The organism is Martinezella sp. CNPSo 3964 (assembly GCF_057784375.1).
On record NZ_JBXSOW010000001.1, the window covers coordinates 852,602 to 865,649 of the forward strand.

Below are 13,048 nucleotides of genomic sequence, written 5' to 3' on the forward strand. Positions count from 1 at the left end.
GATACCCCTCCTTCGAGATCAGTCAGTACGTCGTATTGTTTGCGGCACGCCTCAGTGCGTGGTCATCCACTCGCGGGCGGCGCGCAGCGCCGTAGCGAGCTGCATCTTCGTCAAGGTCGCTGCGACGTCGGCACGAAGCTCGGCGGCGCGCTCGCTGCCACGGATGGCCGCGATATTCAACCATTTGTGGGCGGCAACGAGATCTGCATTGCAGCCCCTGCCGGTCGCGTAGTTCACGCCCAGTTCGCAAAGGGCATCGGCGCCGTTACCACCCATCATGGCATTTCCAGACATCGTCGTTTCGAAGCGTGCCATTGTTATTATCCCTGTTTGACTTCTGTTTGTATCTGCCCTGTTTTCCGTTGGAACCTTGCCGTCGTTCGCGGCTTTCCGGTTCTTCCGGCCGGCGGGTTTGCCCCGCTCGTTTGATGGCTTCACTATCGCAGACGGCTTTCAAAAAACGCCTAAAATGCATGATTAATTCGATGCAAACAAAGTGCAAATGCTTGGTAAACTTGAGATTTTGTTAAACATCGCTTCCCTTGCAAATTAAGGATTTTCGCGCGAGCTTAACCTTCCGTTAGGATTCGGATTTAAACCCTTCGTTCACCACAAAAAGAGCGCAGTTCAATCGGATGCCGTGTTTCGGCACAGCGCAGATGTCCAACGGAACAGGGAATTTGCGCTCCGAAAACCATATTTACCTTTACGTTCGCGTTAGATAATCTCACCGCATTCCCGGTTACAGAACCGGATGACGCCTGGGGGGAGGAATAAGATCATGATCCGTGCCACCATTCTTGCTGCTGCAACGCTATTGAGCGCGAGTGCCGCCTTTGCCGAAGAACCGATCGTCGGCAACTGGAAAACCGTGGCTGGCGACACCGCCGCCATTGCGCCCTGCGGCGACAGCTATTGCGTGACGCTGAAGACGGGCAAATATGCCGGCAAGCAGATCGGCAAGATGCAGGGCAAGGGCGGCAGCTATACCGGCCAGCTGACCGACCCCTCCGAAGACAAGACTTATAGCGGTTCCGGCACAATCAGCGGCAATAGTATCAAGATGCAGGGCTGCGTTCTGAAGGTATTCTGCAAGTCTCAGACCTGGACGAGGCTCTGAAAAGACCCCCATCCCTCACGATAGTCACTATAGCGCCTGCCCGCCATCAGCCGGCAGCCTCTTATTATTTGCCTGCGGACAGAAGCAGGCGAGCATTCGAAACCGGTAATATTTATGAACGCCGGATGAACCGGTATCTCAGCACCTGTTCAGCCTGACCATGGCAAAACAGTGTCCAGTATAGGGCACGGGTAGGCCAGGAACATGGACTCGATCATCATCGCGCGGCGCTTCGTTGTTATCATGCTGTTTGCTGCCGTCTTCGCATTCAGCTTCTCAGTTGCGGTCGAACACGCCGGCCGCAGCGGCGCGCAATCGCATTTCGGCGCAAGCTTCACCTGCGTGCAGACCGGCGCGCCTTACTGCACGACGGTACAATAACCAACGCCTGCGCGACACTCCGCGCGCAGGCCCATGGGCAGCCGCAAAAATAGCTGCGAGAATCCAGGCCGCCTCATGCAACGTCGTTTGCTTGTAACCAACGACACTCTATAATGGCGCATGAGCAACAGAATCTCTCCCTTTTCACCCCTCGACATCTCCTCCCCCAGCCCGTTCCAGCCGCGGACCTTCGATGATCCGGGCAAGGCCGTCGAAGCGCTGACGGAGCTTTACGAGCGCAACACCGCGTTCCTGATCGACAATTTCACCAAGCTCGCCCAGGGCGCGCCGATCACCGCGCGCTATCGCGCCTTCTATCCTCAGGTCAGCATCGAGACGACGAGCTTCGGCCATGTCGACTCGCGCCTCTCCTACGGCCATGTCACCGCGCCCGGCGTCTACACGACGACGATCACCCGCCCGCAGCTCTTCAAGCACTACCTCAAGGAACAGCTGACATTGCTGATGCGCAGCCACAATGTTCCGGTGGTCGTATCGGAATCGACGACGCCCATTCCGATCCATTTCGCTTTCGGCGAAGGCGCTCATGTCGAAGCATCCGCCACGGTTTTCGAAGATATTCCGCTGCGCGATCTCTTCGATACGCCGGACTTGAACACCACGGACGATGAAATCGCTAACGGCGAATATATCCCGCCGCCGGGCGAGCCCTCCCCGCTTGCGCCGTTTACCGCACAGCGCATCGACTATTCGCTGGCCCGCCTCGTTCACTACACGGCGACGAGTGCGGCGCATTTCCAGAATTTCGTGCTGTTTACGAACTACCAGTTCTATATCGACGAATTCTGCAAGTGGGCGCGCGACCTGATGGCGAGCGGCGGCGACGGCTATACGGCCTTCGTCGAGCCCGGCAACATCATCACGCCGGCCGGAGCGAGCCAGCCTGAAGGCGACACGACACCGCCGCGCCTGCCGCAGATGCCGGCCTACCACCTGAAGAAGAAGGGACATGCCGGCATCACCATGATCAATATCGGCGTCGGCCCTTCCAACGCCAAGACGATCACCGACCACGTCGCCGTGCTCCGCCCCCACGCCTGGCTGATGCTCGGCCATTGCGCCGGCTTGCGCAACAGCCAGCGGCTGGGCGACTATGTGCTTGCCCATGCCTATATGCGCGAGGACCACGTTCTCGACGACGACCTGCCGGTCTGGGTGCCGATCCCGGCGCTGGCCGAAGTGCAGGTCGCACTCGAAGCAGCCGTTGCCGAAATCACCGGCTATGAGGGCTTCGAGCTGAAGCGCATCATGCGCACGGGCACGGTGGGCACCATCGACAACCGCAACTGGGAACTGCGCGATCAGGCAGGCCCGGTCAAGCGGCTGTCGCAGGCCCGCGCTGTCGCGCTCGATATGGAATCGGCAACGATCGCCGCCAACGGCTTCCGCTTCCGCGTTCCCTACGGCACGCTGCTCTGCGTTTCGGACAAGCCGCTGCATGGCGAGCTGAAACTGCCAGGCATGGCGACGGCCTTCTATCGCACGCAGGTAAACCAGCACCTGCAGATCGGCATCCGCGCCATCCAGAAACTGGCCGCCATGCCGCCCGAAGCGCTGCATTCGCGCAAGCTGCGCAGCTTCTTTGAAACGGCATTCCAGTAGGCAACGGGGCTTTCGCCCTGGAGCCTTTCCGCTTTTCTTCGAATCGCGAAAACGCTCTATCCTTTTGTTGTCATGTAATTCCAGGAAAACCGCTGCGCACCTTTCCTGGAATTGCTCTATTGCCCATCCGCAGATACCGAATGCACCTGACCAGCGGCCGCGACTTGCGGCCGTTCGTCGTTTGGCGATGCGCCCCAACTCAGGCACAGGATCAGCAAGGCAAAGCCTGCAAATCCAAGCCAGGTGCGGAAAACGACCCTCCCGATATCTGCCGAGTCGAGCAGTTCCTCTTCCGACAACGTCTTCCTTTGCCAGTAATGAACGATAGCGGCTTCCAGACTGTACATTTCCGTGTCTCCTTGTCGTGTTGACGGAACTGGTCGACCGGGCTCGGGCTTTTTCGACAGGGCCGAAAATTTTTGTCATGCTGCGGATCGGGATGTCGATTTGCTGGGAGGCCGCTCGTCTATGGCTGTCAGCAAGTTGAAAAGGAGGCGCTGCGATGAAATATCTCTGCCAGGTCTGGTTCGATGGCACGACGCTCGACGTCATGACCAAGGAGGAAAAGCACAAGCTCGATTCGGATTCGCTCGGCTACGACCGCGATCTGATGGCGAGCGGCAACATGATCCACGCCGAAGCGCTGCAATCGCCAAGGTCCGCCGTGACGGTGCGGGTTCGCAATGGCGAGACCGCGATAACGGATGGGCCTTTCATCGAAACCAAGGAGTATCTTGGCGGCTTCATCTTGGTCGAGGCGAAGGACCTGAACGATGCGATCCGGATTGCCGCCGGCATCCCGCTCGCCAAACTCGGCGCCATCGAGGTGCGACCGATCTATTCCTTCGGCCCGGACGTTTGAGGAGGCAACGATGAAGTTCCTTTGCCAAGTGTGGTTCGAGAGCGCAGAAATCGCCAAGATTTCCGAAGAGGAAGGGCGAAAGCTGACGAAGGATTCGATCGACAACGACAACCGGCTGCGCGACAGCGGCCATCTCATCGTCGCCAACGCCTTGCGCGAGCCACAGACGGCAAAGACCGTACGGGTGCGTCGGGGCGAAACCGCCGTTACCGACGGCCCCTTCGCGGAGATCAAGGAGCATCTCGGCGGCTTCGTGCTGATCGAGGCGCGGGACATGAAGGAAGCAACGGAAATCGCTGCCACCTTCCCCGTCGCGCGGTACGGCATGATCGAGGTTCGCGCCGCCTTCGATATCCGCTTTCCGGACGAATGACAGAGAAAGGAAAATACATGCGGTTTCTATGTCTGATTTACACATCCGTTGACGTCGACGGACGGCTGACGCCGAACGAGATGAACCACCTGATCGGCGAGCACTTCGTCTTCGACGAGGGCTTGCGGCAGGACGGCACGATGATCGTTTCGGATGCGCTGGCGCTTCGGGACACATCGATCGTCATCCGCCCGGACGGCAAAGGGTTTTCGGTGACGGACGGGCCATTCGTGGAGACGAAGGAGCATCTGGCCGGCTTCTATCTGCTTGAGGCCCCCGATCTTGAGGGAGCAACGGAGATCGCCAAGCGCATTCCCTCGGCGCGTTACGGCGCCATCGAGATCCGCCCGGTACGCATCCTGACACTTCACGGAGATCTCGCGGAGAATAGGTGACGCTCGTGTCGCTGAACCAGACCATCGAAGGCATCTATCGCAGCCACTCGCGCCGCGTGCTGGCAACGCTGATCCGTCTGCTCGGCGATTTCGACCGGGCAGAGGAAGCGCTCCACGATGCCTTTGCGGCGGCAGCACAGCAATGGACTGACGAGACGATCCCGGCCAATCCCTATGCCTGGCTCGTCTCCGCCGGACGCTTTCGCGCCATCGACCACATCAGGCGGCGGACGCGTTTCGACGCAGCCCGCTCGGACATTGCAGATAGCCTTTACCCGGAGGGAGAGGCGATGGAAATCGCCGAAAACGAAGAGATCGAAGACGACATGCTGCGGCTGATCTTCACCTGCTGTCATCCCCTCATTCCCGCCGAAGCGCGGATGGCGATGGCGCTTCGCGAGGTATGTGGGCTGACGACGGAAGAAATCGCCCACGCGTTTCTGATCCCGGCGCCGACCGTCGCCCAGCGCATCGTCCGCGCCAAGAACCGCATCCGCGCCGACCATATTCCCTATGAGGTCCCCAGCAAGATCGAACTGCCGGAGCGGCTGGCACAGGTGCTGCATGTCATCTATCTCGTCTTCAACGAGGGGTATTCGGCATCATCAGGCGCTGCAATCGTCCGTGCCGATCTTGCCGCGGAGGCCATACGGCTTGGCAGGCTGTTGCTGCAGCTATTGCCGGAATCGGAGGTCGAAGGATTGCTTGCGATCATGCTGCTGCAGGATTCGCGGCGACATGCGCGCACCGACACATCCGGCGATCTGGTACTGCTTGTCGATCAGGATCGTGCGCTGTGGGATCGCGGCCAGATCCGTGAAGGCTTGGCGCTGTCGGATAGAGCGATGGCGGCCGAAAGCGTCGGCAGCTATGCCCTGCAGGCCGCGATCGCGGCGGAACATGCGCGCGCAGTGACCGCAGACGATACCGACTGGCGGCAGCTGGTGATGCTCTACGACCTCTTGCTGATCGCAAGCCCCTCCCCGGTGATCGAGCTCAATCGGGCGGTGGCTATCTCGATGCGCGATGGGCCGGCGGCCGCACTTTCCATCGTCGACGGGCTGCTGCTGGAGGAGCGCATGGGGCGGTATCACCTCACCCATGCGGCGAAAGCGGATTTCCTGCGCCAGCTTGGCCGGACGGATGAGGCACGGCAATCCTATCACACGGCGCTTTCGCTATGCCAGCAGGCGCCGGAGCAGGCATTCCTGCGCAGGCGATTGGCCGAACTCGGCGAACAGACCCGACACTAAAGCACGTCGCGATCTTTCGGATTCGCTTTGGGCGCTTCAGGTCTTCGATTTGGCGCATGTCGTTGTCGCAAAACCGCTGCACACTTTTGCGTGACATGCGTTAAAGCGCGCCGCAATCGTTCAGGGGGCGGCCACACGTTTGCGCGAGACCAGCAATCCGATCGCCGTTCCCGTCAGCGCTGAGACCACGATCAGGAGGTGAGCATTGATGCTGGCTTGGGCCAGATTTTCGATTGCCTCCTTCGTGCTCGAAGCACCGAAGGCCATGGCGCCGGCGGTGATGCCGGCCGGATAGGTGCCAACGCCGCCCGGCGCGTGGACCGGCAGGACTGATGATAATTCGCCGCCGAGCGCACCGCCGAAGCTTGCCGAAAGCGGCGTGACGTTCATCAGGCCGAGCGCCCAGGCCAGTACCACGACCTTGACCAGCCAGTTGACGATGGTTGTCAGCCAGGCGCGTGCAAAGGCTCTGATATCGACCGGCAAGCCGCGTTCCAGCTCATGCACCAGCCCTTGCGCCTTCTTCGGCAGGATGCGAGCGGCAAGACGGATCAGCGGCCGCCGCGAGGCAAAGCCCGCGACCGGCAACAGCAGGAAAACCGCCCATACGACCCAGGCCAAGACATGATAGGGCGAGGCAAGAGCAAGACCGATGCCGGCGGCGGCCAGCAGCGCATGCAGGTCGAGCAGCCGCATGACGAACAGCGCCGATGTGCCACGCGCCAGCGGAATGCCGAATTCGGACCGCATCAGTACCGGGAAGCTCGTTTCGCCAGTGCGGAAGGGCATCATGATGTTCAACAGGTTATGAACCTGCGTCACGCGGAAGAGCGCGGCGAAATGGCCCGCCGTTTCCTTCGGGAAATAATCATAGATGCGCCAGGTCCGCAGAAAGTAGGTGCCGGTCAGAAGCGCCAGCGCCAGAAGGATCGGCAAGGCGCCGACCTTGCCCCATTGCGCCAGGATCGAGCTCCAGCCCCAGAACCATTCGATGAAGGCGGCGTAGGCTACGACAACGCCGAGCGTCAGCAGCGTCATTCGGTTGCGAATAAACCAATTCTGTCGGCTGGCAACCGTCGGAGTCTTCATGTAGTTAGGGCACCCAAATGCGAGCGGAAGGCTGAAACCGGACTTTTCGCTCGTTCCGTCCGGCAGGCACTGCCGGTCTTTTAGGAGAAACAAGTGTTGCAGACAACGGCAGAGTCGACCCTCCCCCAGGCCGATCCGGCAAGCCCCCTTGAGCTTTCGCTGGTCGTGCCCGTCTTCAACGAGGAAGAAAGCGTCGGGCCGCTCATCGAGCGCATCAGTTCCGCGATGGCTGGATTTGCCAAATCCTGGGAACTGATCCTGGTCGATGACGGCAGCACGGACGCGACGCTCGTCAACGCCCGCCGCTCGCTTTCGCAGGAAGGACTGACGCTGCGCATCGTCGAACTTCAGCGCAATTTCGGCCAGACGGCGGCCATGCAGGCCGGCATCGATGCGGCGAACGGCCGCCTGATCGCCACCATGGACGGCGACCTGCAGAACGACCCGAAGGACATTCCTTCGATGGTCGAGGAACTGGAACGACGCCAGCTCGACCTGCTCGTCGGCTGGCGCAAGAACCGCCAGGACGGCCTGCTGCTGCGCAAGATCCCCTCCTGGTGCGCCAATTACCTGATCGGCCGCATCACCGGCGTGAAGCTGCACGACTATGGCTGCAGCCTGAAGATCTATCGCTCCTCCATCATCAAGCAGGTCAAGCTGATGGGCGAGATGCACCGCTTCATCCCGGCCTGGGTCGCCGGTGTGGTGCCAAGCTCGCGCATCGGCGAAGTGCCGGTTACCCATCACGCCCGCCAGCACGGCACGTCGAAATACGGGATTTCACGCACCTTCCGCGTCATCCTCGATCTGCTGTCGGTGATGTTCTTCATGCGCTACAAGGCACGGCCGGGCCACTTCTTCGGCTCGCTCGGCCTCAGCCTCGGCGCACTCGCCGGCCTGATCCTGCTCTGGCTCTTCATCGACAAGTTCATCTTCGGCGATGATATCGGCAGCCGTCCGCTGCTGATGGTCGGCGTCGTGCTGCTCCTGTCGTCGGTTCAGATGATCACCACGGGCATCCTCGCCGAAATGATCGCCCGCATCTATTATCGCGACGATCTCTCGCCAAACTACATCGTGCGCAAGATCTTCGATCGGGACCATCAGGACGCCTAGGCACAGGTCTATCCGCAACAGGAGCTGAGCGGCGCATGAGCTCGAAGGACGATATCATGAGCCTGCTGTCGGACACGGCAGACCTGCCACCGTGGCGGACGACGGGTTCAACGCATCTGGTCCATGATCGCTGGCTGAAGGTTCGTGCCGACAACTGCGTGACGGCGGAAGGCGTGGAGATCGCGCCCTACTACGTGCTGGAATATCCCGACTGGGTCGAGATCATCGCGCTCGATGCCGAGGATCATATCTATCTCGTCCAGCAATATCGTCACGCACTCGGCGTCGTGGCGCTTGAGCTTCCGGGTGGAGCCATGGATGCGAGCGATGCAAGCCCGGTAGAGGCGGCTGCGCGCGAGTTGCGCGAGGAAACCGGTCTTTCCTCCACCGATTGGGATTATGTCGGCAAGCTTGCGCCCAACCCGGCCACGCATACCAACCTCGCGCATATCGTCATTGCCCGTAATGTTGAATTCAGCACCAAGCCGGCGGACGACCCGACGGAACGCATCCGCCTGATCCGCATGCCGATCCGGCAGGCGATCGAGCTGGCGCTGGAAGGGAAAATGATCCAGATGATCCACGTCGCGGCATTGACACTTGCCCTTCACAAAGCCGGCAAGTGGGACGTGCCGACGCCCAAGCCCTAATCAGGACTTCATCTCCGCCCAGACGGCATTTAGCGCATCACGTGCGATGCGCACCATCGTATCCACTTCCTCATGGCTGATGACGAGCGGCGGCGAGGCCAGCATGCGGTCGCCGGTTGCGCGCAGCACGAGACCGTTTGCCAGGGCATGGTTGCGCACGGCGGAGCCGATCGCATCCGGCTTTTCAAAGCGGCGGCGGGTGGATTTGTCGGCGGCGAGCTGCAGACCGCCCATCAGGCCGATGCTGGCGGCTTCGCCGACCATATCGTGATCGGCAAGGCTGCCCCAAGCCTTGGCGAAGTACGGACCGATATCGTCACGCACGCGCTCGACCAGCCCTTCCTCCTCGATGATCCGGAGGTTTTCGAGCGCCGCCGCCGCGCAGACCGGGTGGCCGGAATAGGTGAAGCCGTGATTGAACTCGCCGACCTCGTTGATCAGCACATCGGCGATGCGGTCGCTGACGAGCACGCCGCCGATCGGCAGGTAGCCCGACGATAGTCCCTTGGCGATCGGAGCGAGATCGGGTTCGACGCCGAAATGCTGATGGCCGAACCATGCGCCGAGACGGCCGAAGCCGCAGATCACCTCATCGCAGACGAGCAGGATGTTCCTCGCCTTGCAGATGCGCGCAACCTCGGGCCAGTAGGTCGACGGCGGGATGACGACGCCGCCGGCGCCCTGCACCGGCTCAGCGACGAAGGCTGCGACATTATCCTCGCCCAGCTCATCGATCTTGGCCTCGAGTTCGCGGGCAACCTTCAGACCGAATTCTTCCGGCGAGAGATCGCCGCCCTCGGCATACCAATAGGGCTGGCCGATATGAACGATGCCCGGGATCGGCAGGTCGCCCTGCTCGTGCATGTATTTCATGCCGCCCATGCTGGCGCCGGCGACGGTAGAGCCGTGATAGCCGTTCTTGCGGGCGATGATGGTCTTCTTGGTCGGCTTGCCCACGGCACCCCAGTAAACCCTCGCCATGCGGAACCAGGTGTCATTGGCCTCGGAACCGGAATTGGTGAAGAACACGTGGTTGAACCGCGGTCCGGCATGGGCGCAGACCTTCTCGGCAAGAAGCGTTGCCGGCGTGGTCGTGGTGCCGAAGAAGGTGTTGTAATAAGGCAGTTCGTTCATCTGCCGGGCAACGGCGTCGGCAATTTCGGCGCGGCCATAGCCGATGTTGACGCACCAGAGGCCGGCAAATCCATCCAGATACTTCTTGCCATTGCTGTCGTAGATGTAGACGCCCTCGCCCCGCTGGATGATCCGCGCGCCATCCGCATTCAATTTCTTCATGTCCGCAAAGGGATGAAGGTGATGAGCGGCATCGAGGGCGGCGAGATTGGAGCGGCTTGACGTATCGGACATGGTTTATTCGAACCCTCTTTGGATTGCTGCTTTTCAGGCAAGTCAGTCAACGCTGCGATTATGTGCATGGCCCCTCACCCCAGCCCTCTCCCCGTCAAACGGGGAGAGGGAGTTAAAGTGCCAGATTATCCGCTTTGCGTACGGCTGGCACCGTTGGGTCCCCTCTCCCCGCAAATGCGGGGAGAGGGCTAGGGTGAGGGGCAAAGCTTCAGACTGCAACGTAGCCAGACTTGACTGAAAGCTATCTTGGTTTACGACCATGCCGTGAGCATGGGGGGTTTACAAGAGCATGGCGGCCGACAACGCAACCGAAGGTAACGCGCGCATCGAAGTGCTGATCTCGGACATGAACGGGCGGTTGCGCGGCAAGCAGATCCCGATTTCGGCCGAAAAGAAGGTCTGGTCCGGCGCCGTGCGGCTGCCCACGTCGACGCAATCGCTCGATATCTGGGGCGACGATAATGACGATATTACCGGCCTGTCGCTGACGATCGGCGATCCCGATGGAACCTGCCTTGCTGATGAGCGCACGCTGGTGGACATGCCATGGGCGCCGGCGGGCTCGAAGCAGGTGCTGGCGACCATGCACGAGCTCGACGGCAGCCCGAGCTTTCAGGACCCGCGCGCCATTCTTGCTGCCGTGGTCGATCGCTATAAGGCACTGGGCCTGACGCCCGTCATCGCGACCGAACTGGAATTCTATCTGCTTGCCGGAGACTGGCGTGAGAAAGGCATCCCCTCGCCGCCGCCGGCCTTGACCTATCAGGGCGAACCGAATGGCTTCCAGCTCTACGACATGGACGCCGTCGATCTTCTCGACGATTACCTCGAAACGCTGCGTAGATATGCGCGGGCGCAGGGATTGCCGGCGGATGCGACGACGGCGGAATTTGGCCCCGGCCAGTTCGAGGTCAACCTCCTGCACCGCCCGGATGCGCTGGCGGCTGCTGACGATTGCATCATGCTCAAGCGTGTCGCCGAGCAGGCCGCCCGCAAGCATGGGCTGAAATCCACCTGCATGGCAAAACCCTATACCGACCACGCCGGTTCGGGCCTGCATGTACATGCGAGCATCATTGACGCCCAGGGCCACAACGTCCTCGATGCGGCGGGTGGCGAGCCGATGAGGTTGAAGTCGATCTGCGCCGGGTTATTACAGACATTACAAGACGCTCAGCTGGTCTTTGCGCCCTATGCCAATTCCTACCGCCGCTTCCAGCCGGGCTCATTTGCCCCCGTCGATCTCACCTGGGGCTTCGGCCATCGCGGCACGGCCGTGCGCATTCCCGAAAAGGATGGACCGGGCGCACGCATCGAGCATCGCGTCGCCGGCGCGGATGCCAATCCCTATCTGATGCTGGCGGCGATCCTTGGCGGCATGCTGCGCGGCCTGGAAAACGAGCTGGATCCCGGCGAGGAATCGACGCCGTCCTACGTTCCGGCCGATGCGCCAAAGCTCACGCATGATTTCCTGACCGCCGTCGAGCGCTTCCGCGCGTCGAGCTTCATCGCCGATACTTTCGGCGAGCGGTATCAGAGGCTTTACGGCGATACGAAGCACAAGGAAGCGATCCGTTATCTGCGCACCGTTTCCGATTTCGACTATCGCACCTATCTGCCGCGCCTCTGAGCGCGTCAGATGGCGACGCTGTCGACAGCACCCTCTCGGGCGACGCCGGCGGCGGTCCCCTCTCGCACCATGACCTTGAGTTCGCCGGGATGCACCTTGAGCGTCACATCGCGCTCGAGCGGCAGAAGCTCACCGTCCATGACGCAGTTGGCGAGCTGGCGCAGCTTCGGGAAATGCAGATGCACCTCCGGCGCGTGCATGACCATGACATCGGCATTCTCGCGAACCCGGCCGCGCAGCATGTCGATGGCAAGACGGGCAACGCCGAGCGGCCGCAAGGGCTTTGCGGTGTAGAAGCCAAGTTCGCCGCTGCGCAGGCTGTCGGCATAGAGCAGCGCATTGGCGCCAAAGGGATTGTTGGAGACGGAGATTGCGGAGACATGCCGGCGCTCGCGGATGTCACCGGCCTCGAAATCGACATCGAATTCCGGCGGATTGGCGATGACGCCGAAAGCCGCCCGGGTGCTGGCCGACATCTTCCCAATGCGGGAGCGATAGGTATAGCCGTTGCGATAGCGCACCATGCGTGCATGCAGGCCCGCTGAAAACTGATGAACAAAGGCGCGGCCATTGGCGCTGCCGATATCGACATTGTCGACCTCGCCCGTCGCCAGGACGGCGAGCGTCTGCCAGATATCGAGCGGCAACCGCAACGAGCGGGCAAAGAGGTTCATGGTGCCGGCCGGGATGACGCCGAGAACGACGCCATTCTTCCAGGCGATGGCGGCAGCCGCTGAGATGGTGCCATCTCCGCCGCCGGCGACGATCCCATCAATATCATCGCGGCGTGCAGCGCGCTCCATCGCCGAGACGATATTACGCCCCTCCACGACCACAGCTTCGAAATCATGACCGGCGTCGCGGAAGACCTGTTCCGCTCTCTTCTCATAGGCAGCCATGTCGGTCGTACGGAACGTACCGCCATCGCGATTGAAAAAGCCGATCAACTTCATCGGGGGCTCTCGGTCTTCCCGCAAATTGTGTCCTTGAGGGGCTGAGGCCCCGTGCGCTTCTTCTCAGATGGTTTTGGATGGAACGATTTCAAGCATTGCGGCCGTTTCGCCCGCTCGCCGCAGCGCACTTATGCAGGATGCGACATGCTGCACTGCAAAAAATGCACGCGACAGACGCGGCGCGGTCATTGATAGTACCAACGGAGGCGTGTCCATGCCTCGCTAGTCCCATATC

At 61.1% G+C, this 13,048-nt stretch carries 15 protein-coding genes; 10 read left to right on the plus strand and 5 right to left on the minus strand.

Annotation, left to right across the window (positions count from 1 at the left end; genetic code table 11):
* Positions 1–51 precede the first annotated feature (51 nt).
* The gene (locus AC13Q5_RS04165) at positions 52–315 is read right to left on the minus strand and encodes a sel1 repeat family protein (RefSeq protein WP_457882137.1); all 264 of its coding nucleotides are present in this window, start codon (positions 313–315) and stop codon (positions 52–54) included.
* A gap of 466 nt (positions 316–781) precedes the next feature.
* On the opposite strand from AC13Q5_RS04165, the gene AC13Q5_RS04170 reads away from it, so the two are divergent.
* From AC13Q5_RS04170 to AC13Q5_RS04180, 3 genes are all read left to right on the plus strand, one after another.
* Positions 782–1,120 carry a DUF2147 domain-containing protein gene (locus tag AC13Q5_RS04170; protein WP_075852088.1) on the plus strand — a complete coding sequence of 113 codons (339 nt, stop codon included), beginning with the start codon at positions 782–784 and terminating at the stop codon, positions 1,118–1,120.
* A gap of 204 nt (positions 1,121–1,324) precedes the next feature.
* Positions 1,325–1,501, plus strand: coding sequence for a hypothetical protein (locus AC13Q5_RS04175; protein ID WP_015339266.1), 177 nt, complete (start codon positions 1,325–1,327; stop codon positions 1,499–1,501).
* 120 nt (positions 1,502–1,621) lie between these two features.
* Positions 1,622–3,124: an AMP nucleosidase gene (locus AC13Q5_RS04180; RefSeq protein WP_075852087.1), complete on the plus strand. Its 1,503-nt coding sequence runs from the start codon at positions 1,622–1,624 to the stop codon at positions 3,122–3,124.
* Positions 3,125–3,240: 116 nt separating this feature from the next.
* On the opposite strand, the gene AC13Q5_RS04185 is transcribed toward AC13Q5_RS04180, so the two are convergent.
* Positions 3,241–3,471 carry a hypothetical protein gene (locus tag AC13Q5_RS04185; RefSeq protein WP_075852086.1) on the minus strand — a complete coding sequence of 77 codons (231 nt, stop codon included), beginning with the start codon at positions 3,469–3,471 and terminating at the stop codon, positions 3,241–3,243.
* Between the two features lie 155 nt (positions 3,472–3,626).
* Here AC13Q5_RS04185 and AC13Q5_RS04190 point away from each other — a divergent pair, with 155 nt between their 5' ends.
* Genes AC13Q5_RS04190 through AC13Q5_RS04205 form a run of 4 tightly spaced genes read left to right on the plus strand, consistent with a single transcriptional unit; the run spans position 3,627 to position 6,007 of the window.
* Positions 3,627–3,986 (plus strand): YciI family protein, encoded by a 360-nt coding sequence (locus tag AC13Q5_RS04190; RefSeq protein WP_488500907.1) that lies wholly within the window; start codon positions 3,627–3,629, stop codon positions 3,984–3,986.
* Between the two features lie 10 nt (positions 3,987–3,996).
* Positions 3,997–4,359: a YciI family protein gene (locus tag AC13Q5_RS04195; RefSeq protein WP_488500908.1), complete on the plus strand. Its 363-nt coding sequence runs from the start codon at positions 3,997–3,999 to the stop codon at positions 4,357–4,359.
* A 17-nt stretch (positions 4,360–4,376) separates the two neighbouring features.
* Positions 4,377–4,754, plus strand: coding sequence for a YciI family protein (locus AC13Q5_RS04200; protein WP_488500909.1), 378 nt, complete (start codon positions 4,377–4,379; stop codon positions 4,752–4,754).
* Between the two features lie 11 nt (positions 4,755–4,765).
* The gene (locus AC13Q5_RS04205; RefSeq protein ID WP_488501162.1) at positions 4,766–6,007 is read left to right on the plus strand and encodes an RNA polymerase sigma factor; all 1,242 of its coding nucleotides are present in this window, start codon (positions 4,766–4,768) and stop codon (positions 6,005–6,007) included.
* Between the two features lie 120 nt (positions 6,008–6,127).
* On the opposite strand, the gene AC13Q5_RS04210 is transcribed toward AC13Q5_RS04205, so the two are convergent.
* Positions 6,128–7,096 carry a lysylphosphatidylglycerol synthase domain-containing protein gene (locus AC13Q5_RS04210; protein ID WP_075852082.1) on the minus strand — a complete coding sequence of 323 codons (969 nt, stop codon included), beginning with the start codon at positions 7,094–7,096 and terminating at the stop codon, positions 6,128–6,130.
* 96 nt (positions 7,097–7,192) lie between these two features.
* Between AC13Q5_RS04210 and AC13Q5_RS04215 the strand changes: the two genes are divergently transcribed.
* On the plus strand, positions 7,193–8,212 hold the full coding sequence (locus AC13Q5_RS04215; RefSeq protein ID WP_488501163.1) for a glycosyltransferase family 2 protein: 1,020 nt from the start codon (positions 7,193–7,195) through the stop codon (positions 8,210–8,212).
* 35 nt (positions 8,213–8,247) lie between these two features.
* On the plus strand, positions 8,248–8,862 hold the full coding sequence (locus AC13Q5_RS04220) for an NUDIX hydrolase (protein ID WP_488500910.1): 615 nt from the start codon (positions 8,248–8,250) through the stop codon (positions 8,860–8,862).
* Here the strand turns inward: AC13Q5_RS04220 and AC13Q5_RS04225 are convergent, their stop codons facing one another.
* Entirely contained in the window at positions 8,863–10,230 is a 1,368-nt protein-coding gene (locus tag AC13Q5_RS04225; protein ID WP_488500911.1) for an aspartate aminotransferase family protein, read from the minus strand.
* A gap of 289 nt (positions 10,231–10,519) precedes the next feature.
* On the opposite strand from AC13Q5_RS04225, the gene AC13Q5_RS04230 reads away from it, so the two are divergent.
* Complete coding sequence (locus AC13Q5_RS04230; protein WP_488500912.1) at positions 10,520–11,860, plus strand: glutamine synthetase family protein; 1,341 nt, start codon at positions 10,520–10,522, stop codon at positions 11,858–11,860.
* A gap of 5 nt (positions 11,861–11,865) precedes the next feature.
* Here AC13Q5_RS04230 and AC13Q5_RS04235 read toward each other — a convergent pair whose 3' ends face one another.
* Positions 11,866–12,813 (minus strand): diacylglycerol/lipid kinase family protein, encoded by a 948-nt coding sequence (locus tag AC13Q5_RS04235; RefSeq protein WP_488500913.1) that lies wholly within the window; start codon positions 12,811–12,813, stop codon positions 11,866–11,868.
* Positions 12,814–13,048: the final 235 nt, after the last annotated feature.